The organism is Bradyrhizobium ottawaense, from assembly GCF_002278135.3.
Lineage (GTDB): Bacteria > Pseudomonadota > Alphaproteobacteria > Rhizobiales > Xanthobacteraceae > Bradyrhizobium > Bradyrhizobium ottawaense.
In genome coordinates this window covers 4,638,504-4,663,387 of the sequence record NZ_CP029425.2, presented here as the reverse complement: position 1 = coordinate 4,663,387, position 24,884 = coordinate 4,638,504, and the positions used below count along the sequence as shown (strand labels likewise).

20 protein-coding genes and 1 pseudogene are annotated in these 24,884 nt (G+C 64.7%); 4 read left to right on the top strand and 17 right to left on the bottom strand.

Annotated elements, in window-relative coordinates:
- Positions 1-109: 109 nt before the first annotated feature.
- The 3 genes from CIT37_RS22280 to CIT37_RS22270 all read right to left on the bottom strand — a co-directional run bounded on the left by CIT37_RS22280 (position 110) and on the right by CIT37_RS22270 (position 5,477).
- The gene (locus CIT37_RS22280) at positions 110-625 is read right to left on the bottom strand and encodes a ParB N-terminal domain-containing protein (RefSeq protein ID WP_095424254.1); all 516 of its coding nucleotides are present in this window, start codon (positions 623-625) and stop codon (positions 110-112) included.
- Between the two features lie 322 nt (positions 626-947).
- A complete protein-coding gene (locus tag CIT37_RS22275) occupies positions 948-1,532 on the bottom strand; it encodes an AAA family ATPase (protein ID WP_095424253.1) in 585 nt (194 codons plus the stop codon).
- A 177-nt stretch (positions 1,533-1,709) separates the two neighbouring features.
- Entirely contained in the window at positions 1,710-5,477 is a 3,768-nt protein-coding gene (locus CIT37_RS22270) for a vitamin B12-dependent ribonucleotide reductase (protein WP_095424252.1), read from the bottom strand.
- A 765-nt stretch (positions 5,478-6,242) separates the two neighbouring features.
- On the opposite strand from CIT37_RS22270, the gene CIT37_RS22265 reads away from it, so the two are divergent.
- The gene (locus CIT37_RS22265; protein WP_038970176.1) at positions 6,243-7,139 is read left to right on the top strand and encodes a DMT family transporter; all 897 of its coding nucleotides are present in this window, start codon (positions 6,243-6,245) and stop codon (positions 7,137-7,139) included.
- 19 nt (positions 7,140-7,158) lie between these two features.
- Here CIT37_RS22265 and CIT37_RS22260 read toward each other — a convergent pair.
- From CIT37_RS22260 to CIT37_RS22240, 5 genes and pseudogenes are all read right to left on the bottom strand, one after another.
- Positions 7,159-8,959 (bottom strand): annotated as a pseudogene (locus CIT37_RS22260) (cache domain-containing protein).
- A gap of 8 nt (positions 8,960-8,967) precedes the next feature.
- Positions 8,968-9,939: an ABC transporter substrate-binding protein gene (locus CIT37_RS22255; protein WP_095424251.1), complete on the bottom strand. Its 972-nt coding sequence runs from the start codon at positions 9,937-9,939 to the stop codon at positions 8,968-8,970.
- 379 nt (positions 9,940-10,318) lie between these two features.
- Positions 10,319-12,577 carry a CHASE3 domain-containing protein gene (locus CIT37_RS22250; protein WP_095424250.1) on the bottom strand — a complete coding sequence of 753 codons (2,259 nt, stop codon included), beginning with the start codon at positions 12,575-12,577 and terminating at the stop codon, positions 10,319-10,321.
- A complete protein-coding gene (locus tag CIT37_RS22245; protein ID WP_028144865.1) occupies positions 12,574-12,996 on the bottom strand; it encodes a response regulator in 423 nt (140 codons plus the stop codon). The genes CIT37_RS22250 and CIT37_RS22245 overlap by 4 nt, the downstream gene beginning before the upstream one ends.
- 445 nt (positions 12,997-13,441) lie before the next feature.
- Positions 13,442-14,113 (bottom strand): BA14K family protein, encoded by a 672-nt coding sequence (locus tag CIT37_RS22240; protein WP_095424249.1) that lies wholly within the window; start codon positions 14,111-14,113, stop codon positions 13,442-13,444.
- 243 nt (positions 14,114-14,356) lie between these two features.
- On the opposite strand from CIT37_RS22240, the gene CIT37_RS22235 reads away from it, so the two are divergent.
- Positions 14,357-14,764: an NADH:ubiquinone oxidoreductase subunit NDUFA12 gene (locus tag CIT37_RS22235; protein WP_028144863.1), complete on the top strand. Its 408-nt coding sequence runs from the start codon at positions 14,357-14,359 to the stop codon at positions 14,762-14,764.
- 501 nt (positions 14,765-15,265) lie between these two features.
- Here the strand turns inward: CIT37_RS22235 and CIT37_RS22230 are convergent.
- Positions 15,266-15,952: a DJ-1/PfpI family protein gene (locus CIT37_RS22230; protein WP_038970189.1), complete on the bottom strand. Its 687-nt coding sequence runs from the start codon at positions 15,950-15,952 to the stop codon at positions 15,266-15,268.
- Positions 15,953-16,048: 96 nt separating this feature from the next.
- Here CIT37_RS22230 and CIT37_RS22225 point away from each other — a divergent pair, with 96 nt between their 5' ends.
- The gene (locus CIT37_RS22225; RefSeq protein ID WP_038970181.1) at positions 16,049-16,987 is read left to right on the top strand and encodes a GlxA family transcriptional regulator; all 939 of its coding nucleotides are present in this window, start codon (positions 16,049-16,051) and stop codon (positions 16,985-16,987) included.
- Here the strand turns inward: CIT37_RS22225 and CIT37_RS22220 are convergent.
- The 4 genes from CIT37_RS22220 to lipP1 form a co-directional block, all read right to left on the bottom strand.
- Positions 16,984-17,982 carry a bile acid:sodium symporter family protein gene (locus tag CIT37_RS22220; protein ID WP_095424248.1) on the bottom strand — a complete coding sequence of 333 codons (999 nt, stop codon included), beginning with the start codon at positions 17,980-17,982 and terminating at the stop codon, positions 16,984-16,986. The two genes, CIT37_RS22225 and CIT37_RS22220, sit on opposite strands and share 4 nt — an antisense overlap.
- Positions 17,983-18,019: 37 nt before the next feature.
- Complete coding sequence (locus tag CIT37_RS22215) at positions 18,020-18,430, bottom strand: type II toxin-antitoxin system VapC family toxin (protein WP_028144859.1); 411 nt, start codon at positions 18,428-18,430, stop codon at positions 18,020-18,022.
- Positions 18,430-18,687 (bottom strand): type II toxin-antitoxin system Phd/YefM family antitoxin, encoded by a 258-nt coding sequence (locus tag CIT37_RS22210; protein WP_028144858.1) that lies wholly within the window; start codon positions 18,685-18,687, stop codon positions 18,430-18,432. Before CIT37_RS22210 ends, CIT37_RS22215 begins: the two co-directional genes overlap by 1 nt.
- An 87-nt stretch (positions 18,688-18,774) precedes the next feature.
- The gene (gene lipP1 / locus CIT37_RS22205; RefSeq protein ID WP_028144857.1) at positions 18,775-19,722 is read right to left on the bottom strand and encodes a LipP1 family hormone-sensitive lipase; all 948 of its coding nucleotides are present in this window, start codon (positions 19,720-19,722) and stop codon (positions 18,775-18,777) included.
- 206 nt (positions 19,723-19,928) lie between these two features.
- On the opposite strand from lipP1, the gene CIT37_RS22200 reads away from it, so the two are divergent.
- The gene (locus CIT37_RS22200; RefSeq protein ID WP_028144856.1) at positions 19,929-20,963 is read left to right on the top strand and encodes a DUF2155 domain-containing protein; all 1,035 of its coding nucleotides are present in this window, start codon (positions 19,929-19,931) and stop codon (positions 20,961-20,963) included.
- 40 nt (positions 20,964-21,003) lie between these two features.
- Here CIT37_RS22200 and aat read toward each other — a convergent pair whose 3' ends face one another.
- The 4 genes from aat to CIT37_RS22180 form a co-directional block, all read right to left on the bottom strand.
- Complete coding sequence (aat, locus tag CIT37_RS22195; protein ID WP_028144855.1) at positions 21,004-21,684, bottom strand: leucyl/phenylalanyl-tRNA--protein transferase; 681 nt, start codon at positions 21,682-21,684, stop codon at positions 21,004-21,006.
- A gap of 63 nt (positions 21,685-21,747) precedes the next feature.
- Positions 21,748-22,851 carry a sensor histidine kinase gene (locus CIT37_RS22190; protein ID WP_038970183.1) on the bottom strand — a complete coding sequence of 368 codons (1,104 nt, stop codon included), beginning with the start codon at positions 22,849-22,851 and terminating at the stop codon, positions 21,748-21,750.
- Positions 22,848-23,288 carry a response regulator gene (locus tag CIT37_RS22185; protein ID WP_018323001.1) on the bottom strand — a complete coding sequence of 147 codons (441 nt, stop codon included), beginning with the start codon at positions 23,286-23,288 and terminating at the stop codon, positions 22,848-22,850. Before CIT37_RS22185 ends, CIT37_RS22190 begins: the two co-directional genes overlap by 4 nt.
- The gene (locus tag CIT37_RS22180; protein ID WP_095424247.1) at positions 23,285-24,811 is read right to left on the bottom strand and encodes a sensor histidine kinase; all 1,527 of its coding nucleotides are present in this window, start codon (positions 24,809-24,811) and stop codon (positions 23,285-23,287) included. The genes CIT37_RS22185 and CIT37_RS22180 overlap by 4 nt, the downstream gene beginning before the upstream one ends.
- Positions 24,812-24,884: the final 73 nt, after the last annotated feature.

The following is a 24,884-nucleotide window of genomic DNA, read 5'->3' as shown; positions in this document are numbered from 1 at the left end:
GATGCGAGGAGAGGTCGCCGCGGTTAGCGGCTATCGCTCCCGCAGGATGACGGCAAGCTGATCGATTTATGATCGACGGTTTAGTTCAATCTCACCGCAATCCCGGCAATCAATAGCGGCCGCCGCTGCCCTTTTGCTGCGTGATCCAGTCCGACAATGTCTTCGGTGTCGATTTCGCAGTCCGGCCCGGTGATGCCTTCAGATTGTCGCGGATGCCCTTCGTCGGACGGCTGCGCGGCGCTTGCGTTGCGCCAGCGCCCTTCAAGGCAGCCGTCGATGCCTCTGCGGCTTCCTTTTCGAGGCGCAACTGTTTCAATCGCGCCATCTTGATGCGCTCTGCCTCGACTTCGGGTCGCTCGGCTAGCTGCGGCTTGTGCTGGGCAAGCTCCGCCGGGACCAGGACGCCGATAATGGTCGTCTCGCCGAGCGCCTTGCAGGCCTCTAACCGATGCAGTCCCTCGACCAGAACGAGGCGGTCTCCGTCGAGCCGAACGGAAATGGGGGCCTGTTGCCCGATGTCCAGCATACTTTCGGCGATCTCCCCGACGATCTCCGGCTTGATGGTCTTTTTCAGTTTCGTGGGGACGAAAATCTTCTCGATCGGGAAGCTTTCCGGTGTGGGCATAACTCGACTCCGCTTCTACCGGGCCCGGCGGAACCCATGCCGGTGGTGTCGGGAGTTTAGGAGGGAAGGGCTCGACCGCAAAGGCAATTTCGGCGGCAGGGTATTGATCAGCATCGTAGCCGGAACCAATCTGCGATTACGGTCACGCGATTATGGTAAAACTAATAGTTCGTAGGATGGGCGGGACGCAACGAAATTCATCATCTCTCTCGCATAATTGGTCGATGGGTTTTGCAAGAGCTCAACCCATCATGCGGGCTTGGTTCCGTGGACGAAGCTGTCTAATGGTCATTCGAGGGAGGTGTTGCTGGCCACACTGACTTCACGAAAGTTTGGAGGTCTTCGATCTCCAGCGCTGGCGTCGGAGTAGTAAGCAGCAGCATCGGATTGTGTGGCGACCCGTCGCAACAATTGCATCGGTGCGTCGCTCTTCTCGTAGAGCTACACCTGCCAGTCCGGGGACGAATACGGAGAGGGGGCGACTTCTGTCAGACGCAAGCCCGTAGAAATAGTTGTTGTGCTGAAATGTGAGACTCAGGTTCGCATTCTTGCCCCGACGCATCATAAAGCGAAACTGCTTAGGATCATCAGGTGCGGCGTCAGTCGCGTAGTTGAACGTAAATACAGGGCCTTTAGTGGTATTCATATCCGATGCATGGTGCAGCTTCATCGGATCGCTGGCAGGTTTAAAGATGAGTTGTTCGAAACCTAGCGTGTTTATCGGCTTGTTCGGAGAAAGACTTGCCGAACGCGCTGATTGTAAGGTTGTCACTGCAAAGTGGATGCCCTGTAGAACGGAGGACTTTCCGGAGTTGTTTCCTCCGATCAGGATGGTGACATCAGCCAGGCTTAGTTCGACCTGCTTGACGCGCTTGAACGCCTCGATCGTCACTGACGAAATGTGCATGATGAAATCTTGAAAGAGTTGCTGCGTAAAATGCGTCCATCGGATGGACGATTGGAGCGGCGGTATAGCCGCTTTGATTCATGTTTCGTTCCTGGATTGCTTTCGGCGGCCGAACCGGCCGCCGAAAGGTGTTGTTCAGCTAACGACTAGCGAAGTGCGTCGCTCGTAGTCGACTTCTCACGAGCATCCCGTCGTGGACCCGCAAGTATCGCACTTCATGCACGTCCCATTCCGCACCAGCGTGAAGTTGCCGCACTCGCTGCACATCTCGCCTTCGTAGCCCTTGGCCTTGGCTTCCGCGCGGCGCTCGGCCTTGGTGGGGACGAGGGTCTGGGCGGTGCTGCCGGCCTTGCTCCACTGCAGCGCCTCGAGCTTCTCCGTGGGGGAGAGGTCGTGGGCGGCTTCCTGCTTCAGGGCGACGGCGCCTTCGAGGGCGTCGCCGACGCGGGCGCTGGTGCCGTGCGCGGCCAGGGCCGTGACCTTGCTGCCGCCGGTGGGGGCGCCGTCGTTGCCTTGCGAGACGGCAGCCGAGCCGCCGCGCATCACGACGAGGTTGTCGGTCCGCGAGCGGGTGAGGCCGCGCGACACCAGCTTGTTGGCGTGGTGGGGCTCGTCCGGCTCCTTGCCTTCCTCGACGCCCTTGCCGAGCGCGTCGAAGTTCGACTCGGTCGGATCGACATGAGCGAGGTCGAAGCGCGACATGTAGCTCACCGCGAGCTCGCGGAAGACGTAGTCGAGGATCGAGGTCGCGTACTTGATGCTGTCGTTGCCCTGCACCGGGCCCGCCGGCTCGAAGCGGGTGAAGGTGAAGGCGTCGACATATTCGTCCAGCGGCACGCCGTATTGCAGGCCCAGCGACACCGCGATGGCGAAGTTGTTGATGAAGGAGCGGAGCGCCGCGCCTTCCTTGTGCATGTCGATGAAGATCTCGCCGAGACGGCCGTCGTCATATTCGCCGGTGCGCAGGTACACCTTGTGGCCGCCGACGACCGCCTTCTGGGTGTAGCCCTTGCGGCGATCCGGCATCTTCTCGCGCTCGCGCATCACGATGATGCGCTCGACCAGCTTCTCGACGATCTTCTCCGAGACCTGGGCGGCGCGCGCCGCCATCGGCTTCTCGTAGAGGGACTCGACCGCATCATCCTCGTCCTCATCGTCGCTGATGAGCTGCGAGTTGAGCGGCTGGCTGAGCTTGGAGCCGTCGCGATAGAGCGCGTTGGCCTTCAGCGCGAGCTTCCACGACAGCATGTAGGCGGACTTGCAGTCCTCCACCGTGGCGTCGTTCGGCATGTTGATGGTCTTGGAGATCGCACCCGAGATGAAGGGCTGCGCCGCCGCCATCATGCGGATGTGGCTCTCGACCGACAGATAGCGCTTGCCGATCTTGCCGCAGGGGTTGGCGCAATCGAACACGGAGTAATGTTCCGCCTTGAGATGCGGGGCCCCTTCGACAGTCATCGCGCCGCAGATGTGGACATTGGCGGCCTCGATCTCGCGTTTTGTAAATCCGACGGCCTGGAGGAGGTCGAAGCCCGGAGCCGCAATGGCTTCCGCGCCGATTCCCAACTGGTCACGAATAAAATCCTCGCCAAAGGTCCACTTGTTGAAGGCGAACTTGATGTCGAAGGCGGTCGGCAGGGCCTTCTCGACCTTGGCGATGGCTTCATCGGTGAAGCCCTTGGCCTTGAGGGTCGAGGCGTTGATGCCCGGCGCGTTGGAGAGCGAGCCGTGGCCGACGGCGTAGGCCTCGATCTCCGCGATATCAGCTTCGCGATAGCCGAGCGCGCGCAGCGCCGCGGGGACCGCGCGGTTGATGATCTTGAAGTAGCCGCCGCCGGCGAGCTTCTTGAACTTCACCAGCGCGAAGTCGGGCTCGATGCCGGTGGTGTCGCAATCCATCACGAGGCCGATCGTGCCGGTCGGCGCGATCACCGTGGTCTGGGCGTTGCGATAGCCGTGCTGCTCGCCGAGTGCGAGCGCCGCATCCCAGGCCGCCTGCGCGTGGCTGACGAGGTCAGCCTGCGGGCAGGACACGAGGTCCATCGGCACGGGGTTGACGCTGAGCGCCTCGTAGCCGGAGGCCTCGCCATGCGCGGCGCGGCGGTGGTTGCGGATCACGCGCAGCATGTGCGCGGCGTTCTTCTTGTAGCCGGGGAAGGTGCCGAGCTCGGCCGCCATCTCCGCGGAGGTCTTGTAGGTGATGCCGGTCATCACAGCCGTCAGCGCGGCGCAGAGCGCGCGGCCTTCCTTGCTGTCATACGAGAGACCCATGGTCATCAGGAGGCCGCCGATATTGGCGTAGCCGAGGCCGAGCGTGCGGAACTCGTAGGAGAGCTCGGCGATCGCCTTCGACGGGAATTGCGCCATCATCACCGAGATTTCGAGCACGATGGTCCAGAGCTGGCAGAGGTGCTCATAGCCCTCGACGTCGAAGCGCTTGGTCTCGGTGTTGTAGAAGGTCAGCAGGTTCGCGGACGCCAGGTTGCACGCGGTGTCGTCCAGGAACATGTATTCCGAGCACGGATTGGAGGCGCGGATGTCGCCGGACGCCTTGCAGGTGTGCCAGTCGTTCATGGTGGTGTTGAAGTGCAGGCCCGGATCGGCCGACGCCCAGGCGGCGTAGCCGATCTTTTCCCAGAGGTCGCGCGCCTTCAGCGTCTTCGTCACCTTCTTGGAGGTGCGGGCGTTCAGGTTCCAGTCGCCATCCGTTTCCACGGCGCGGAGGAAATCGTCCTTCAGCGAGACCGAGTTGTTGGAGTTCTGGCCGGAGACCGTGAGATAGGCTTCGCTGTCCCAGTCGGTGTCGTAGGTGTCGAACTGGATGTCCTTGTAGCCCTGCTTGGCAAACTGGATGACGCGCTTGATGTAATTGTCAGGCACGAGGCTGCGGCGCGCCAGCTTGATCTCGCGGCGGAGGGCAGGGTTCTTCTCGGGATCGAAGCAGTCGTCGCCCGAGCCTTCGCAGTTGACGCAGGCCTTCAGCACCAGCTTGAGGTGCTTCTGGTTGATCTTGGAGCCCGTGACGAGGGCGGCAACCTTCTGCTCCTCCTTCACCTTCCAGTCGATATAGGTCTCGATGTCGGGGTGATCGACGTCGACGACGACCATCTTGGCGGCGCGGCGGGTGGTGCCGCCCGACTTGATCGCGCCCGCGGCGCGGTCGCCGATCTTGAGGAAGCTCATCAGGCCGGATGACCGGCCGCCGCCGGAGAGCTTTTCGCCTTCACCGCGCAGGCGCGAGAAGTTGGAGCCGGTGCCGGAGCCGTATTTGAACAGGCGGGCTTCGCGGACCCAGAGGTCCATGATGCCGCCTTCGTTGACGAGGTCGTCACCCACGCCCTGGATGAAGCAGGCGTGCGGCTGCGGATGCTCGTAGGACGATTTCGAGCGGGTCAGCTTGCCGGTGAAGGGGTCGACGTAATAGTGGCCCTGGCCGGGGCCGTCGATGCCATAGGCCCAATGCAGACCGGTGTTGAACCATTGCGGCGAGTTCGGCGCCACCATCTGCATGGCGAGCATGTAGCGGAGCTCGTCGTAGAAGGCCTGCGCGTCCTCGTCGGTCGAGAAATACTTGCCCTTCCAGCCCCAATAGGTCCAGCAGCCGGCGAGGCGGTCGAATACCTGCTTTGCGCTGAGCTCGCTGACATAGCGCTCTTTCTCAGGCAGCGCAGCGAGCGCGTCAGTATCGGGCACGGAGCGCCACAGGAAGGAGGGGACGGATTCCTCCTCAACCTTCTTCAGGCGCGCGGCAACGCCGGCTTTTCGGAAATACTTCTGGGCGAGCACGTCGGAGGCGACCTGCGACCACTCGGTCGGGACCTCGACGCCATCAAGTTTAAACACGACCGAGCCGTCGGGATTCCTGATCTCCGACGTGGTCTGGCGGAAATCGATTCCCGCGTAAGGTGACTGTCCCTGGGTGGTGTGGCGCCGCTCAATCCGCATCGTCTTGCCCCGTCCTATTCTTTGACCGGATCCGCCCCTCGGTGAGGGCGTGCCGGGTCGACATTTCGTTTCGCGATGCCTTGCGGCCGTTCGGCCCTGGGGCATCGCAGTTCAGCCGGTGGACCCGGCCCTTGTTCTCCCGACGCGACTCTTCGATGCCTGCATCGATCATCCGCCGGCATGTCCACGCCCATCCGCCCCAACGGGATGCGCGCGACATGCGTTCAACGCCCCACACCATCACAACTTCTATCGTTGCCATCCGAGCCTGTTGCCGGCCCGTTCTGGCGCCCGAAAAGTCCGCTTTCGCGGGCAGACAAGCCCTCATCCGCTGCCTTTGGCTGGCTTGGCGGAGTTGAGATTTGCGAGACCCTTTGGGGGAGTGCCGGCGGGACGCAAACTCACTCGCGCCGAACGGACCGAAAGCTAGGACTCTCCGTTGCGCCCGTCAAGAACTAGTACGAGTTCCTGAATCAAATACTAAATATGGTGGATTGCGGGGATAACAGGGGGCAAGCCCGCGCCTGTTGTGGAGGCAAGTATCAGTGAGTCCTCAGAGATTCCCAACCGAAAAAATTTGCATCCCGTGGTGCTGCGGATGCTTCATCCCGCTGTTCACAGGGCAGGTATATTTTTGAGCAATGGGATTGCGTCAGCGGGACTCACGTAGCCCTACGGAAGGTGAGGGCAGGCATGCCCGCCGGGGTGGTGGCGAGAGGGGCGAATCCGGGCCAAGCTGAGGGTCGATTTTGCCGGACCACCCACATGCTTGATTCGACTCGCCGGGATGCGCGGCCGCGCATCGCCCCGGCCGGCCTGATGTTCCTTGCCATCACCTCGATCGGCTGGGGCTTCAATTGGCCGGTGACCAAATTCCTGCTCTCCGAGCTGCCGCCGTTGACGCTGCGCGGGGTGACCGGCGTGCTCGGGGCGGTGCTGCTGGCGGCGCTGGCGATCATCCGCCGGCAGAGCCTCAAGGTGGACCCTGCGATCTGGCCGCGCCTCCTGACCGCCGCCGTGCTCAACGTCACCGGCTGGATGGTGCTGATGGGCCTGGCGCTGCTCTGGCTGCCCGCGAGCGAGGCGGCGCTGATCGCCTACACGATGCCGGTCTGGGCCTCGATCATCGCCTGGCCGGTGCTGGGCGAGAGGCCGACCGTGCTGCGCACGCTGGGGCTGGTGATGGCCTTTGTCGGGCTTGCCTCGATCATGGGCGGCAACGGCATTGCCGCCAGCGTCGAGAAGCTGCCGGGCATCGTCATGGCGCTCGCCGGCGCGCTGGGCTTTGCCGTCGGCACGGTGTTCTCGAAGAAGTACCCGATCCATCTGCCGCCGATCACGGCCGCGGCCTGGCAGATCGGCATCGGATGCCTGCCGATCTCGATCATCGGCCTCCTGGTCGAGACCACGCATCTGTCCCAGGTGACGCCGGTCGGCTGGTGGCTGCTGGTCTATTCGACCGTGGTGCAGTTCTGCATCGCTTATGTCAGCTGGTTCGCAGCACTCGCCCGCCTGCCGGCCTCGGTGGCCGCGATCGGCACCATGGCGGTGCCTGTCATCGGCGTCGTCGCCTCCGCGCTCGCGCTTGGCGAGCCGCTGGGGGCAGGGCAGATCGCGGCGCTGGTCTTCACGCTGGCGGCCGTGGTGCTGGCGACGCGCTAGCCGTCCGGACGCCGGGGTATCAGTGGTCCTGAGGCTCTTTCTCTCGCCGGCGTTGTCCCGAGCCCGGCGGTTTCAACCGCAGGTCAGCAGGTGCGACAGCAAAGACTTCGAGGGCCTGGTCGTAGCCTTTGATGGTCCGCTGTCCGAGCGATGCCAACGGAACGCTATCCCTTACCCTTCCAGCGATAGTGGGATCAGCCAGGATCTGCGCGTCCTTCGCGAGATTGCAGAGCCGCGACGCCAAATTCACCACGGCTCCCATCGCCGTGTAGTCCAGCCGACCGTTGTAACCAACAGTTCCTACCGTTGCCGGTCCCATGGCAACGCCCACACCAAAGCCGATCGCGTGGCCGGCGTCGCACCATTTGCCGGCAAGGGACTGCACCGTCATTTGCAGGTCAATCGCGAGTCGGACCGCTTGAGTTGCCGGCTGTTCGCATGCGACCGGGGCATTGACCAGGAGCATGACTCCGTCGCCATCAAAGCCGATGAGCGTTGCCTCGTGACGAGTCGTCACGGCGCCGACGGCCTCGTAGTACTCTCGCATGACGGCCATGATGACATCGGGTTCATTGCGCGTGGAGAACGCCGTGAAGCCGCGTAAGTCGCCAAAAATGACAGCTACTTCGCGTCGCTGCCCTTCGAGCAGTTCATGAGAATGCTCGACCAATTCGGCGACCATGTGATGGCAGGAACTGCTTCAGCCGTTCGATCCGCACAGATTTCTGCTGCGAGATCGCCAGTTCAGAAGCCATTTCATTGAAGCGCAACGCCAGTTGCTGCAACTCGTCACCGCTGAAGATTTTGATGCGATGCTCGAATTGTCCGGTTCTGATCCGCTCCACGCCCTCTTCCAGTTGCTTGATCGGGCCGGACATTCTGTGCGCGCGCCAATAGGCGAGCGCCAGCGCGATGAGAACACCAAAGGCAATGAGAATTGACGAGCGCCACAACGCCGCGCGAATTGATGCAAAGGCTTCCGAGGCCGGCTGCATCGCGATCACCGTCCATCCCACATCGGCGGCCTGAACGGATAGCGCCACCACCGGGTTGCCTTGGTCCCCGGTTATCACCGCCGCTTCGCTCGCCGCGCCGGCGAGATGCTTGATCCGGCCGAAACTGCCCGAGCTGGCGCGGCCGCGCAGGACCAGACTGATATCGGGATGTGCGATCAGATGACCGGAATCATCGACAACAATGGCGTAGCCGGTGTCGCCAATTCTAATGGCTGCGATGACATCCCAGATCAGCTTCAGATTGACCTCGGCGATCGCAACCCCCGCGGCCGGCAGGCTCCCAGCAACCGCGATCCTCATGTAGGGCTCTGAATCTCGCTGGTACTGAACCGGTCCGTACCAAACCTTGTTGGCGCGTGCGCCCAGAACAGCGGGATCCGTAGACATATCAATGCCGCGCCCGGTCCTGTTCAGATGCAGCCTGGAAACAAAGATCCGTTCGGTACCGGTCTCATCCAGAAGCGAAACCGAAACGATTGCGGGCACCTGCTGGAGGAGGCGCAAGGCATCGATCTTATGTTGCGCATCGTCTCCGGCAGACCAGGGAAGCTGCACCATCCAACCCAGCTGATCTCGGATGCCATCGGTGAACGCCTCGATCCTGTCGGACGCCGCGCGAGCATCGGCCTGCAGCACCGCGCTGATCTGGCGGCGCTGGTCTCGGTAACCGAAAGAAGCCTCGACGGCCGCGCCGAGTATCAGAGGCACGACCGCAGCGACAAACAACGTCGCGAAGTACTTGCAGAACAGCGAGCGACGCGGGGGCATCGTACACGAAGAGGGCTGCGCAGCACCGTCCGACATAACTACTCTCAGGAGATCACCTTGCTGGCGCGAAACAGGATCGACGACACATCCAGGTCCGTACCCAGAAGCCTGGCTGTCTTCAGATTGACTGCCAGTTCAAACTTCTCGGGGCGCATCACCGGAAGATCTGACGGATTTTCACCGCGCAGGATGCGATCGGCATAAGTGGCAAGCCGAAAATAGGTCGTGCGCTGGTTTGCGCCGTAACTCAAGAGACCTCCAGCGTCACAATATTCTGACCAGCCAAACATCGAAGGCAGCCGGTGCGCGATTGCAAACTCCGCGATCTTCGCACGATGCACCAGCGTCACAGCATCGGGAAACACGAGGAGAGCATCCGCGTCCACCTTGCCGGCAGCCATCAACCCATTCTCGATTTCGCGAGTGCCACAGAACGGAACGTAGGCTGCCTCGATGCCGAGCTTCCGGCACGACTCCAAAGTCGCACGCCATTCCAATGGCTCTCCCGGATGATCCGTGTTCGAGAAGACCGCCAGTTTTCGCAGCTTTGGATAAATGTCCTTGAGCAGCTCAACGCGCTTTCCTGCCAGCTCGAGCGACAGGAATGTGCTGCCGGTGAAATTGGTGCCGGGGTGAGCAAGGCTCTTCACCACACCCAAAGCGACGGGGTCACCGCTCAGTGCAAACAGTACGGGGATGTCGGTGACCGCAGTCATGACGCGTGTCGCCGGACCGCCCGAGACCACAAGGTCGATATCCCCTCGCTGCAACTCGGAGACGATCTTGCGCAGTGCCTGCGGATCTCCGGGGGCATAATGCGTCTCGAAGGTTACGGTCTTGCCCTCGACGTATCCCAGCGCGCGCATTCCCTCGCGAAAGCCGTCCAGGAAGGGATCCGGTTCGGACTGAGTCGAGACCCAGAAGATACGATGCAGCTTGGCTCCGCCCTGCGCCCGCGCGATCGCAGGCCAGGCCAGTCCTCCACCAATCAACAAGATGAACTCTCGTCTCTTCATGCGAGCACCTGTCGAAGCTGCGCCGTCAATTCCGGCCGCAGACCAAGATCCTAGCTGTGCATCCGGTGACTGCGCTCGGTATCGCGCTCCCCGAGCGGACTGTCGCGACGTCGGCTCCAACATTTGTCGCCGAGAGCATGCTCAGAGATTGGGCTGGTGAGACGATTTGTCCTTGAGATGCGCTTGATTTTTGCTTGAGACCGGCCCGATCGAGATCAAATCGGCCTTACTTCGTTCACGGCGCGGTGTCTAAACACCTCGGGCGCGGATCCGGGCAAGCCACGGCGTCTCACGAGGACAACCGGAACTCACATCCTGAGCCAGTGCCCTCGCCCCGTTATATGGTGTGACTGGCAACGCGCCTTCGGTAGTTCACGCGTTAGCTCGCCGTCATCGTCCCGCCATTCAGCGCCTTCCTGATCATCTCGGCGAGCTGGTTGCGGCGATAGGGCTTTGTCAGCAGCATCACGCCGTCATCGAGCTTGCCGTGATGGACGATGGCGTTGTCGGTGTAGCCCGAGGTGTAGAGCACCTTTACACCCGGCCGCAGCTTGGCCACCTCGTCGGCGAGGTCGCGCCCGCTCATGCCGCCGGGGATGACGACGTCGGTGAAGAGGAGATCGAACGGCTGGCCGGCCTCGATCAATTCCAGCGCGGATTTGCCGTCGGGCGCGGCAATCGTCTTGTAGCCGAGGCTCTCGAGCTGCGCGGTGACGAAGTTGCGCACGAGGTTGTCGTCCTCGACGACGAAGATGGTCTCGGCGCCGCCCTCGACCTGCGGCGCGACGGCCGCGGCCACGTCCGCCGTGCCTTCGCCCGGCGGCAGATAGAGCTTGATCGTGGTGCCGTGGTTTTCCTCGCTGTAGATCTTGATGTGTCCGCCGGACTGCTTGACGAAACCGTAGACCATGGAGAGGCCGAGGCCCGATCCCTTGCCGACCTCCTTGGTGGTGAAGAAGGGCTCGAACGCCTTCAGCTGGATATCGGGCGACATGCCGGTGCCGGTGTCGCTGACGGCGAGCATGACGTAGGGGCCGGCCGCCACGTCCGCATGGGCCTGCGCATAGGCCTCATCCAGCACGACGCGGTGGGTCTCCAGCAGCAGCTTGCCGCCGTTCGGCATGGCGTCGCGCGCGTTGATCGCCATGTTAAGCACGGCGTTGGTGAGCCGGGACGGATCGATATGCGCGGTCATCGGCCCCTGTTCCAGCACGGTCTCGATCTGGATCTGCTCGCCGAGGGTGGGACGCAGGAGTTTCGCGATGTCGGCGATCGCGGCGTTGATCTCGACGTTGCGCGGCTGCAGCGGCTGCCTGCGCGCAAACGCGAGCAGATGCTGGATCAGCTCGGCGCAGCGCTCGGCGGCATCGTCGATCAGCTGCGCCGCGCGCTGAAGCTCGGGCTGCTGTTTCAGGCTCGCCACCAGCGTCTCGGTGTTGCCGGAGATCACGGTCAGCATGTTGTTGAAGTCGTGAGCGACGCCTCCGGTCAACTTGCCGATCGCGTCCAGCTTCTGCGACTGGTACAGCTGCCGCTCGGTCTCGCGCGACATGGTCGCGTCGTGATAGACCAGCACCGCGCCGGAGATGTCGCCTTGGCCGTCCAGCATCGGCCGGCCGCTGATCATGAGATGGCGGGGAGGATTGCCGCTGTGCGGGCGGACGATCATCTCCAGATCCTCGAACTGCTCGCCGCGCAGCACGCGCACCGAGGGCAGCTCGCTGGCCTTCATCGGCGTGACACCATCGCCGTGAAACACATCCGACATCGCGCGCAGATTGCGCAGGTTCATGCCGGCGCGATGCAGCAGCATGCGCTCCGCGGCCGGATTGGACAGCAGGACGTTGCCTTCGGCGTCGATGACCAGCACCGCCTCCGCCATGCTGTGAAACGTGCTTTGCAGCACGTTGATCGACAGGCGCAGCTCGTCATGCGCGGTCACCAGATGCTCGGTGCGCTCGGCGACCGCCGCCGCGAGCGCATCCTTGGCGGCCGTGGTCTCGGTCAGCGTGCTCTGCAGCTGCACCGTGGCGCGCTGGCTCTCGCGCATCACCAGCGCCACCAGCAGCAGGATCAGCACGGCGCCGGCGACGTCGATGCCGAGCAGCACGATGCCGGTACGGCGTGAATCCTGGGAGCGCGCGGTGAGCAGGCGTTCTTCATCCGCGCTCAGATGGTCGAGATTGCCCATCACCGTGTCCATCAGACCGCGGCCCTCGGCCTTGCTGTTGAGCGCGGTAATGCCGGCCTGGTCGTTCGCCGCGCGCAGGCGCATCGCTTCGGCGGCGATCTCGACCCGGCGCAGCGCCAGCGGCTCGGTGCCCTCCAGCAGCGCGACCTGATCGGGATTGTCGCGCACGCCGCGCTTCAGCTCGGCCAGCGCCGGTGCGATCTGGACCCGCACGCCCTGAAATTCGTCGGCGAGCGTCTGGCTGCGATAGAGTTCATAGCCGCGGGCGGCACTCTCGGCGCGGCGCAGCAGCACGCGCAGATCGGAGATCTTCTTCTGCACCTGGACGGTGTGATTGACCCACGTCGCGTCGGACCGCGACTTGACGTCGAGGGCGATCGAGGCCGCGGTGATGATCAGGAGGATGGCAAGTCCAGCACCGAGAATGACGCGCTGCGTTGGAATCAAGGGGCTTCTTTCTTGTCCTTCGGCTGTGCGCTCTCGCCCGGACCGGCGAGACATTCCCGGATCGTGGTCAGCAGCGCGTCCGGCGTGAACGGCTTGCGCAGGCAGCGCGTTGCGCCGAGCTCCAGCGCCATGCGGAGGAAATCGGGAGAGGGCGAGGCGGATGAGGCGAAGGCATAGCCGGACATCGCGATCAGCGGAGTAGCTGGCGCGCGCTCGTGAAAGATGCGGATGGACTCGAAGCCGCGCATATGCGGCATGAAGATATCAACGAGCATCACCTCAAAGGCCTGCGCTTCCAGCGCAGCCAGTCCTGTTTCGCCGCCGTCGGCCAGCGTGACGTCGAAGCCCTGACGTTGGAGGAGGACCTCGATGGTCGCGCCGACCATCGGATCGTCATCAACCACGAGAATACGCGGCATGACACTTCCCAGTAATCGAAGTCCCCACTGTGATTGGTGATATCCGCGAATCGTGCCTCGGGTCAATTTTGGATTGGATCGGGGTAGATATGCACGGTGCGGTGCATAGGGTTGCGGTGCGTGTTCCCTCTCTTATTTCGGGCCCGCGTCATCTATGCGTCATGGTTCGCGCGAAGGCGCACGCGGCGCGCGAAGTGCGGGCAGCTTCGACGAAAGGTTGAAGCAAAGTCGAGGGGATCGCGAGGCCGAACGCGATCGGCAAGACAACAATCGGACACCGGTCAAGACAACGGCGCGCCCGCGACGGGCCATGGCCGCTTCATCCCTCGGCAGGGCGTCCCGGGAGTGACTGGCGAAACTGCAGCGGCTCGCAGAACAGACAAGGGCGGCGCCGGCCATCACCGGTGCCGCCCATGGGTTTGTTGCATCGATTGTTCAGGCCGTCTTACGGGCAGGGATGCCGCTGGCCGTCATAACCGAGATAGGTGCCGGAAGCCGGGTCGTATGATTTGTAGCGCTGCGCGCAATAGGCAGGGTCGCCGCCGCTATCCGGGACCACCGCCACGGACGGCTCATCATAGTAGCTGTCGCCATAGTAGTAGGGGTCATCGTAATAGCCGCCGCCGTAATAGGCATACGAGCCGAGGCCACCGATCGCCGCACCGGCCGCGAAGCCCGGCCAGAAGCCGCCGCGACGATGATGATGATGCCAGCCTCCGCCGCTCCAGTTGCCGCCGCGGCCTTGCCAGGTGCCGCCGTTGGCGGCTGCAAAGTTACGGCTGACGCCACCGGTGAAGGACGTGCCGCCGCCCGGACGTACCGCTGGGCCGGCCGCGAAGTTGCCGCCACCTCCCTGCAACGCGGGGCCGCCGCCAATTCGTGCTCCGCCACCGAAGCCGCCGCCGCCCATGCGCGCGCCGCCGCCACCACCGAAGTGAGCGCCGCCGCCACCGCCACCGCCACCGCCCATGTGAGCACCACCACCACCACCGCCGACGTGGCCGCCACCACCGCCGCCACGGCCACCGCCGCCCGGCCCCTGTGCAAAGCTCGGTGAGGTCATGGGTAGAACGAGCGCCAGCGCTGCGGCGGCACTCAAAACTTTCAGACTTTTCATGATAAAACTCCTTTCCCGGAAGCAAACCCTATGAAAGGGCTGGGGTTCCTGGGATCACGCCGGTTTGCGCGTGAACGGAGCCTCGCTCTCAATGGCTGTACCCGGCATGAACGGATCGCGTCCGATTTGCGGCAGCGTTCCTGGCGAGCCCGGCGCATTTGCCGAGGGCGCCGCCGTCCCGCCGAACTGGACATTTCGCCGCCCGGATGGCATCAGGACCCGACGAAGCAGGGCCCTTGCCGCATGAAACAATTCTTCCTCAAGTTCTTCACCTGGTGGAATGGCCAGACTTTTGGCACCCAGCTCTGGACCAAGCGGTACGGAGAGCTGGTCGGCCAGGACGAGCAGGGCAATCTCTACTATCGCACCCGCGGCGGGGCGGTCGATCCGACGCTCGGCTTTGAGCGACGCTGGGTGGTCTATAACGGCTATGCGGAAGCCAGCCGGATCCCCCCGTCCTGGCACGGCTGGATTCATCACGTCGTCGATGTGCCACCGACCGAGGCCAACTATCAGCCGCGCGAATGGGAAAAGCCGCACCAGCCGAATCTCACCGGCACGGCAAAGGCCTATCGGCCCTCGGGCTCGACCCTGGCCAGCGGCAAGCGTCCGAAGGCGACCGGCGACTATCAGCCCTGGACGCCTGGCTAGGCTTTCCGTCCTCCTTCGACTCTCGATCGTTCGGTTGGATGCACGCGCATCCGACTCACCTTGCTGTGGACAACGGGAACAGCGGGGACGGCGTCTGCGCGGACATTGCGGCCAGGCAAGCCATGCGGCTCAATGATCCCATCTTACGGAGATGGGAGACCATCGCGTTCGGTTCGGGCAACAGTTCGCGACTGTCCCGAGATGCAGCGGCCGCCGAGTAAGGACTCGATCGGGAGATAGGCCCCCGGTCTGGAAGTTCCGAAATCGCCCGATGGAATGTGCAGCCGCCGTAAGACAGGAAAGGCCGCTCGGGAAACCGAGCGGCCTTTTTCTGTTGGGACCAGCACGACGGTCACTGCCCCGGGTGCTGCCCGGCACGAAGTGATGCGCTGCAGAGCCGGGGCCTATGCAACAGCGATCCGCGTGGCTTCCTGGGTCCCGGCTCTGCGCAGCAGCGTTGCTCGCTGCAGCGCGTCCGGGACACGCGAGCATCGGCCCGCGCTAGTTCACCCGCTCCGCCGCACGCTTGACCGCTTCCAGGCGCCGCGCCTGGTTTTGCGCGCCGCGCTCTCTCAGCAAGGCCAAGACGTCAGCGGGCGCCGTATCGGGCGAGCCCGAATTGAAGGGCGGGGCGGGGTTGTATTCCATCTGGAGCTGGATTGCTTCCGCCGTGGTGCGATCGACCATGAGGGAGACCAGCGTCAGCGCGAAATCGATTCCCGCGGTGACGCCGCCGCCGGTGATGCGATTGCGGTCGACGCAGACGCGTGTCTTGGTCGGCATGGCGCCGAACTGGCCGAGCATCTCGATCGCGCTCCAATGGGTGGCGGCGCGGTAGCCCTTCAACAGGCCGGCGGCGCCCAGCGCCAGCGATCCCGTGCAGACCGAGGTCACGTATTTTGCGCCTTCGGCCTGCTTGCGCAGGAAATCCAGCACCTCTTCATCGTTGAGCAAGTCGTTGGTGCCGCCGCCGCCGGGAACGCAGATCACGTCGAGCTGCGGGCAGTCGGCGAACGTCGTGGTCGGTGTCAGCGTCAGCACGGAATCGCTCGGCACCGGCTCGATCCGCTTCCAGATCAGGTGCAGCTTGGCGCCGGGCACCATGGAGAACACCTGCAAGGGACCGGTGAAGTCGAGCTGGGTGACGCGCGGAAATACCAGAAGACCGATCTGGAGCGGTGACGACATCGGCAGGTCCTCCAAAGAATGAGCTTGACGCGCGAAGACTGGCATGGTGCGGTTGTGTCTGAAATGGCGTAATTCCCTCTATTTCGGACATACCCTATGATCGGCATCCTGATCTTCCCGGATTTCCAGCTGCTCGATGCGGCCGGCCCGATCTCGGTGTTCGAGGTCGCGGCGCGCTGCACCGGCAAGACGCTTGCGCTGCGCGTGCTGGCCGCGAGCGCGGGACTGGTGCGCAGCTCGTCGGGCGTCGAGATGATGGCGCGTGATTTCAAGTCGGCGAATGCGATCACGACGCTGGTGATCGCGGGCGGCGCGGGCGTTGCGGATGCCGCGCGCTGCGAGGTCACGCGCGCCTTCGTGCAGCGGCTGGCGCGGCGCGGCGTGCGCATGGCGAGCGTCTGCTCGGGCGCCTATGTGCTGGCCGAGGCGGGGCTGCTCGACGGCCGCCGCGCCACCACGCATTGGGGGCGGACGCGCGATTTCGTCGCGCGCTATCCGAAGGTGAAGTTCGAGCCGGACCAGATCTTCACCCGCGACGGCAATGTCTGGACGTCGGCAGGAATTACGGCGGGCATCGATCTGGCGCTCGCGATGGTCACCGAGGACCATGGCGAGGAGATCGCGCAGGCAGCCGCGCGGCAGCTCGTGCTCTACCATCGCCGCAGCGGCGGGCAGTCGCAGTTCTCCTCCCTGCTGGAGCTGAAGACGCCGAACGGCCGATTTGGCGCGCTGTTGTCCTGGGCGCGCGAAAATCTCGAGGCGCCGCTGACGGTGGAGGACCTCGCAGATCGTGCCGGCATGAGCGCACGGCATTTCGCCCGCGCGTTCGCCGCCGAGACCGGCGCGACGCCGTCGAAGGCGATCGAGCGGCTGCGGCTCGAAGTCGCGCGCGAGCGCGTGCAGTCCTCGCGCGAGGCGATCGAGCTGGTCGCTGAGGCGACCGGCTTCGGCGATCCCGAGCGCATGCGGCGCGCCTTCATCCGCGCCTTCGGCCAGCCGCCGCAGGCGCTGCGGCGCGCGGCGAGGGCGGGTTAGGGGGTGCTTGTCGCAGCAGAGCTGGAGGTGTTCGCGCGTACCGTCAGGCGCCGCGCGATCGGCATCAGCATGTAAGGCGCAAGGTGAATCGGAAACTGCGTCATCGCGAAATAGAGCCAGGTGGTGGGCGGTAATGCGCCGGCAGTAGCCGCCAGCATCAGGCCGAGATTGCGCTGTGAAACCATCAGCCCAAGCGCCAGCGCGCGCTCATAGCCGATGCGGCGGAATAGCAGCGTGGTGATCGCGAGCAGGGTGAAATAGATCGCGAACGAGAGAGCTGCGAGGCCGAGGGTGAACAGCGGCTGTGTGATGAGGTCGCTGACGACATCGCCCATGATCGCAGCAGCGAAGATGAAGAGGATGATGATGTTGAGGCCGTCGATCGGCGTCTTGTGACGCTGGATTGCCTCCGCGCCGAAGATCCATCGGATGGCGGTCGCCGCCAGCAGCGATGCTGCGAGGATGCCGAGCAGTTTCAGGCCGAGCGTCAACGGCGTGACGCTGAGCATGTCGCCGAGGAAGAGGCCGGCGAATAGCGAGGCCGTGAAGGGCACCAGCGCGGTCGAGGTCACCAGCGTGATCAGCACGAGCGTGGCATCGAGACCCATCAGTGCGGCCAGGGCCGGGGAGGCCATCATCGGCGAGGCCATGCTCTGGAGCATCAGTGCGAGCGAAAGCCCGGGGGCGCGAGCCGTGAGCCCGGTTGCGTGGGCGATCAATCCGACGATCAGCGGCACGCCGATCGTGGTCCAGGCCGTGGCGGTTGCAACCAGCGCCGGCCGGCGCAAATGGCCGTAGAGGGCGGCCAGATCGACCCGCATGAAGGAGATGCAGAGCAGGCACAGGATCGCCTCGGTCAGATAGGGACGCAGCAGCGCGCCGAGCGGTGGCACCGCAGCCGCGATGAAGACGACAGCGGCGACTCCGCGCGTGCCCTGGCTGCCGAGCCATGTCAGGCCGCGCATGGGGAGGGCATGTAGGAGAGCAGGGTGCATTTTGGCGTCCGGGAGAGCAACTCGAGAGCTTGGCTGGCTACTTGCCTTCAAATGGATTTACGACGCGAACTCCCGTAGGCTCAAAGTCCGAGACATTGCGCGTCACGACAGTAAGTCCATGCTCGAGCGCGGTGGCGGCAATCATGAGATCTGCGCTGTCATTGCCGAGCGCGGCGCTGAGAGCTCCCCAGCGACGCGCGGTCTGGAGGTCAAACGGCAAGACCTGTGTGCCGTAGAGAGCGAGAACGCGATCCAGCCAGGTGGCGAGCGCATCGGCAAAGCTCGGATCTGCAGCGCGCTGACGTTCGATTCCGCGTTCGATTTCGCCGATGCTGACGACGCTGAGGAAAAGATCTGCCGTTCGCTGCCGCTCCATCCAGGCGACCACCGACGGGTTGCGTCTGGTCCGACGCAGCTCGGACAGCGTGACGGTGTCGAGCAGAAACATCAGAGGCCGATGTCACGATCCGCGACACGCGCGCGCGGAAATTCCCCGTCGTCTTGCGGCATTTCAAGAAGCAGATCGGTCAGAGAGGGCGCCCGAGCGCGTTGCAGCTCCTGCAAGCGTTCAAACTCTGCGGCATTCAAGATCACCACAGCGGGTTTGCCATGCCGCGTCACCGTTTGCGGTGCGCGCTGCGCCGCATGGACCACCTCGCTGAAGCGGTTTTTTGCATCCTGCACCGACCAGACTCGCTTGGTCATACTCAGACTTTCTAGCTAGAAATTCTGGCTAGAATATGCGCCTCCTGGCGGCTCTGGTCAAGGACGAAGCCAATGCTCGCGGCGTTGCTATCCCAATCCCTTCAGCCACGCGCTGATCTCGCCGACGGCGACATTGGCCTGCTGCAACAGCTTGCCCATGGTGAAGAAGCCATGGAATTGGCCGGGATAGTGCTTGTACGTGACGGATATGCCGGCCTGCTTCAGCCGCTCGGCATATTCGTCGCCTTCGTCGCGCAGCGGGTCGGCGCCGGCGGTCAGCACATAGGCCGGCGGCAGGCCGGCAAGGTCTTGCGCACGTGCCGGTGAAGCGCGCCAGTCATGGATGTCGGCGGCGCCATTGAGGTAGTGGTCGCGAAACCAGCGGATCACCGAATGCGTCAGCAGCACGCTGGTCTCGGGCTCGCTGTGGGAGCCGTGCGTCATGGCGAAATCGGTGGCGGGGTAGATCAGCACCTGGCCCGCGAGTGCGGGGCCGCCAGCTTCACGCGCGGCGAGCGCAACGACCGCGGTGAGGTTGCCGCCGGCGCTGTCGCCGCCGATCGACAGGCGCGAGGCGTCGATGCCGAGCTCGCGCGCGTTCGCGGCGACCCATCGGGTCGCGGCGATGGCGTCCTCGGTAGCCGCGGGAAACTTGTGCTCGGGCGCGAGGCGGTAGTCGACCGAGATCACGATCAGCGCGCCGGCGTGGGCCAACTGGCGGCAGACGACGTCGTGGGAATCGAGATCGCCGATCACCCAGCCGCCGCCGTGGAAGAACATCAGCGCCGGCGATAGGCCGTCGTGCCGGCGCGGCTCCTTCGGCACGTAGAGGCGGGCGGGGATCACCCCGTGCGGCGCCGGGATCGATAGCGGCGTGGCGCGCGCGAGCTCAGGCGGCTCGGGGTTGGTGGCAAAGCGCGCCTGAGCATAATAGGCGCGCGCTTCCGGCGCTGTCAGCGTCTCGTAGGCGGGGCGGCCGGCCTCCTGGAAAGCCTTGTAGACGGCGGCGGCATCGGGATCGAGCACAACGGGCATGGAGGGGGGCACCTCGGGGGTTCCGGTTATCGTTGAATGTCATTTTCGGGCGATGCCCGCCTCGCGCCCCTGGGAGGGCTTTCCGACTATCCCACCGGTCGGCCGCCCTGGCCAGCGGACGGCGGGCAGGGCAGGGATGCCGCCCTTCCCCCGCCGTATTCCCCGTGTTAACCGGAGGGCCTGCGAGCGGCGGTATCCCCTGTAGAATGTCCAACAAGCCCGATTCGCTGTTGAAGCCGCGCGAGATGTTTCGAACCATTACCCTGACAGGTCTTGCGGCGCTTTTGGCCGCCACCGCGCTGACGGCTGCGACGCCGGCTCAGGCGCAGATCGGCACGATCTTTTCCGATCCGCCGCCGCTGCGCCCGCCCGGCAACATTCCACGCGGCCAGCCCCAGCCGCAGCAGATCCCCGACGACGACGAAGAGGTGCCGGAGCTGCCGCCGCAGGGCCGCGTGCTGCCGTCGCGCCCGATGCCGCCGCCGCCGGGCCGGCAGGGCAATGTGATGCCGGGACCGGTTGAGACCCAGCCTCTGGCGCCGCCGCCGGGCTCGACCGTCGCCCCGCCAAACCAGCCGCCGCCTGTGGCGGTCGCGCCGCCGGGCGCCGGCCAGCCGGGTGCGCCGGGTCGCCAGCCGCAGCAGAAGGGCGGGCCGGGTGGCGCCGTGCCGCAGACCCCGGCAAGCCTGCAGCCGGGCGACGAGGTCGTCACCGAGCCGCCAGCCCAGAAGATCGTGAACAAGAAGGCGACCTTCTCCGGGCTCGACAAGATCACCGGGCGCATCATCAATTTCGACGAGGAGATCGGCGAGACCGTCCAGTTCGGCGCGCTCAGGGTCAAGACCGACGCCTGCTACACGCGGCCGGCGACCGAGGCCACCAACACCGACGCCTTCGTCGAAGTCGACGAGATCACCTTGCAGGGCGAGGTGAAGCGGATCTTCTCGGGCTGGATGTACGCGGCAAGCCCGGGCCTGCACGGCGTCGAGCACCCGATCTACGACATCTGGCTCACCGACTGCAAAGAGCCGCAGCAGACCATTGCGACCGCAGCGCCGGATCCCGCGACCAAGCCCGCACCTCCGCCGCCGCCCGCGCAGAAGAAGGCCGCGCCGAAGCAGGTGCAGCAGCGTCCGCCGCAGCCTCTGCCGCCGATCCAGCAGCAGCAACCGGCACCACCGCCGCCTCCGCCGCCGGAGCAGCGGCCGGGTCTGTTCGGTATCCCGGGGTTTGGCCGCTAGGCCAAATCCCCCGGGGTTCGGCCGCTAAGCCTGCTATCGATTATTGCCGCGCGGCGATGATCTCGAGCGCGCGTGCGCCCGGGATCGCCTCACCCGCAGAGAGCTTCAGGAAATCGCCGGGCTCGCCCGCAAGCGCCTTGTCGAGCAGCGCGGTGTAGCGCCGCCGCGAGATCTCGGCCGCGCCAAAGCTCTTCAGATGTTCGGTGACATATTGGGTGTCGAGCAGCTCGAAGCCGCCATGGATGAGCCGCGCGACGAGATGCACCAGAGCGACCTTCGAGGCATCGCGCGCGGTGTGGAACATGCTCTCGCCGAAGAAGGCCCGTCCGAGGCTGACGCCGTACAGCCCGCCGACGAGGTCCTCGCCCTGCCAGGCCTCGACGCTGTGGCAATGGCCGAGCTCGTACAGGCCGCCATAGAGGTCACGGATGCGCTTGTTGATCCAGGTGTCCTCGCGTCCGGCCTGCGGCGCGGCGCAGCCGGCGATCGTCGCCTTGAATGCGGTGTTGACGGTTACGCGAAACACATCCGAGCGGACGGTGCGCGCGAGCCGCGAGGCGACACGAAATCCATCGAGGGGGATGACGCCGCGTAGCTCCGGCTCGACCCAGAACAGGGTCGGATCTTCGGCGCTCTCGGCCATTGGAAAGATGCCGCAGGCATAGGCGCGCAGCAGCACGGCCGGTGTGATTTCAGACGGGGCGGAGTCGCGCGAAGTCATGGTTCGCAACCATAGCAGGATCGCGACGCGGTTGCGATGGGGGTGCGCAGCAGGGCAGCGAGATCAGCTCGCGGCGGCGGTGCTGGTTCTGCCGGGGGCTGCCGGCATGCGCGCGAATTTCAGCACGATCCGGGTTCCGGAATGGGCGGGATCGCGCTCGACCGTGGCGTCGAGCTTGGAGGCCATGGCCGCGACGATGCGCTGGCCCATGCCGGTGGAGCGCGGATCGGCCTTGACGTTGTCACCGACGCCGTCGTCGGTGATCGACAGCAGGACATCGTCGCCCTGCGCGTGCAGCTCGACATGGATCGGGCCGGCGCCGTCGGGATAGGCGTATTTCACCGCGTTCATCACCAGCTCGTTGACGATGATGCCGACGGCGACCGCGCGGTCGGGATCGATCTCGATCGGCTCGGCCTTCAGCGTCAGGCGCGACATCCGGTTGCCTTCGGCCGAGCGGCGGAGATCCTCGAGCAGCGAGTCCAGATACTGGTTCAGGACCACGCTCTTCAGATCCTGCGAGGTGTAGAGGCGGCGGTGCACCTGCGCGACCGCGGCGACGCGGCCCATCGCATTGGTCAGTGCCGCCTTGACCTCGTCCTGCGCGGCGGAGCTTGCCTGGAGGTGCAGCAGCGAGGCGATGATCTGGAGCGAGTTGCCGACGCGGTGGTTGACCTCGCGCAGCAGCAGCTCGCGTTCGGCGGCAAGGGCGGCGTAGCGGTCGCGCGAGGCATGGATCTCGGCCTCGGCTTCCTCGCGTGCCTTCTGCAATTCGGCCTGGCGCAGCGCGCCCTCGGTTGCGACGTGGAGCAGGGGGATGAAATCGCCCGTGACGTCCTTGACGAGATAATCGGCCGCGCCGGCCTTCAGCGCGGTGACGGCGATGCTGGAATCCTGCGAGGCCGTGACGAACACCACGGGCGGCGCACCCGGGATCGCCATGATCTGCTCCAGCGTCTCCAGCCCGTCGAGGCCGGGCATGTACTGGTCGAGCGCCACCACGTCGATGCCGCCCTCGACCGCGGCGCGGCGGATGCGCTCCAGGCCTTCCTCGCCGCTCGCGGCATGGACGACCCTGTAGCCGCGCCGCGTCAGGCCGCGATCGACCAGGCGCGCCAGCGCACTATCGTCGTCGATGTAGAGCAGTGTTGGCGTGCGCTGGTTCATGGGGCGGCGGGAGGGACCTGGATGACCGAGAAGAACAGGCCAAGCTGCCGGATGGCATTGGCGAAATTCTCGTAGTTGACGGGCTTGGTGATGTAGACGTTGCAGCCGAGCTCGTAGCAACGCTTGATTTCCTGGGAATCGTCGGTGGTGGTCAGCACCACCACGGGCGAAGCCTTCAGATATTTGTTTTCCTTGATCTGCCTCAGGATGTCGATCCCGGTCATGTCGGGCAGGTTGAGGTCGAGCAGGATCAGCAGCGCGTTGCCCTTCTGCACGAGCCCGCTGCCGTCGGCGCCGAACAGATGCTGCATCGCGTCCGTGCCGTTGGGAAACGAGACGATCTCGTTATTGACCCCCGAGCGGCGGATGTTGCGCTCGATCAGGCGGGCGTGGCCCTCGTCGTCCTCGATCATGATGATGGTGACAGGCTGGGTCATCGATCTGCGTTCCGGTTGCTCACATTCCAGGCGATCGGCAGCGTGATCGTGAAGGTGCTGCCCGCGTCCAGTTCCGATGATACCGACATGGTGCCGCCGAGGCGACGCACAAGTGCACGCACATGCGCAAGACCAATGCCCTGGCCGGGCTTGTCCTGGGTTCCCGCGCGGCGGAACAGGTCGAATATCCGCTGATGATCCTTCGGATCGATGCCGCGGCCATTGTCGCTGATCTCGAAGATAGCGTAGCCGAGTTTGGTCCGCCCGCGAATTCTGATTTCGCCGGGCACCCCGCGCTTCAGGTACTTGATCGCATTGTCGATCAGATTGGAGAAGATCTGCTCGAGTGCGAGCCGGTCGCTGACGATGTCAGGCAGGGGCTCGAGGTGAATCTGGGCCTGTGCCTCGGCGGCCTGGTGCGCCAACGTCGACACGATGGCCTCGATCAGCTCGCTGGTGTCGATCTTCACCGGCTGGAATTCGCGTCGGCCCTCGCGGGTGAGGTTGAGGATGGCCGAAATCAGCCGGTCCATCTTGGCGATCGACGTCTTGATGAAGCCGAGCGCTTCGGAAAAATCCTCCGAGAGCTGCTTGTCGGCGCCTTCGAGCACGATCTCGCCGGGCGCGCCAGGCGCCAGCGGCGGCCCGCCGGCGGGGACTTGGGTGAGGCTGCCGAGGCGGCGGAAGACATCGCCGCTGAGCTCTTCGAGCTCGCTGGTGAAGCCCATGATGTTGACGAGCGGCGAGCGCAGATCGTGGCTGACGATATAGGCAAAGCGCTGGATCTCTGCGTTGGCCTCGCGCAGGTCCGCGGTGCGCTCGTCGACGACGGACTCCAGATTGACGTTGGCATCGCGCAGGCGCGCTTCGGCCTCGTCACGGGCGCGGGCCGAGCGCCGCACCAGCCAGGTCGAGATCAGGGCCAGCAGCACGACGAGGCCGGAGCCGATGCCGGTCATCGATGCAGCCAGGGTCTGACTCCGGTCGGAGTTGGCGGTTCGGACCCGGAACAGCCGCTCCTCCTCGCGGATCATCGCGTTGGCCAAGTTGGTGATCGTCGTCGTGGTGTTGCCGGCCGCGGCCTCGCGGATCAGCGCTGTGGCCCTGTCCGGTTGGCCCTCCTTCACGAACTTCATCTCGCGCGAAAACTGGTCGAGCCGGGTCGCAATCGCCGCACTCAGCTTCTCGATGCTGTCGCGTTGCGCCGGATTGTCGCCGATCTGGCGCGTGAGCTTATCGAGTGCCGGAATGATCGCTGCGACGGCCTTCTCGTGGTCCGACTGGAAATCCGGTCCCTGCGTCAGGAGAAAGCCGCGGGCGCTGCTCTCGGCGCGGCGGATTTCGAGCAGCAGGGCGTTGATTTGGCTCTCCGCCTCGATGGTGTGAAGCACCCATTTGCTGTCGTCCCGCGCCTTGTTGACGAGGTAGACCGAGCCGGCGCTGATCACAGTCAGAATCAGGAGGCCCGCCGAGATCAGCAGGATCTGCCAAAATGCGCGCCGTCGTTGGGCCTCGGCCGTCACGACGGCCTCGCTCTGTCACGTTCAGCGGAAGTCAAAACGCCCCCTTGGAACTGTCCCCGCGTCGAGAACGCGA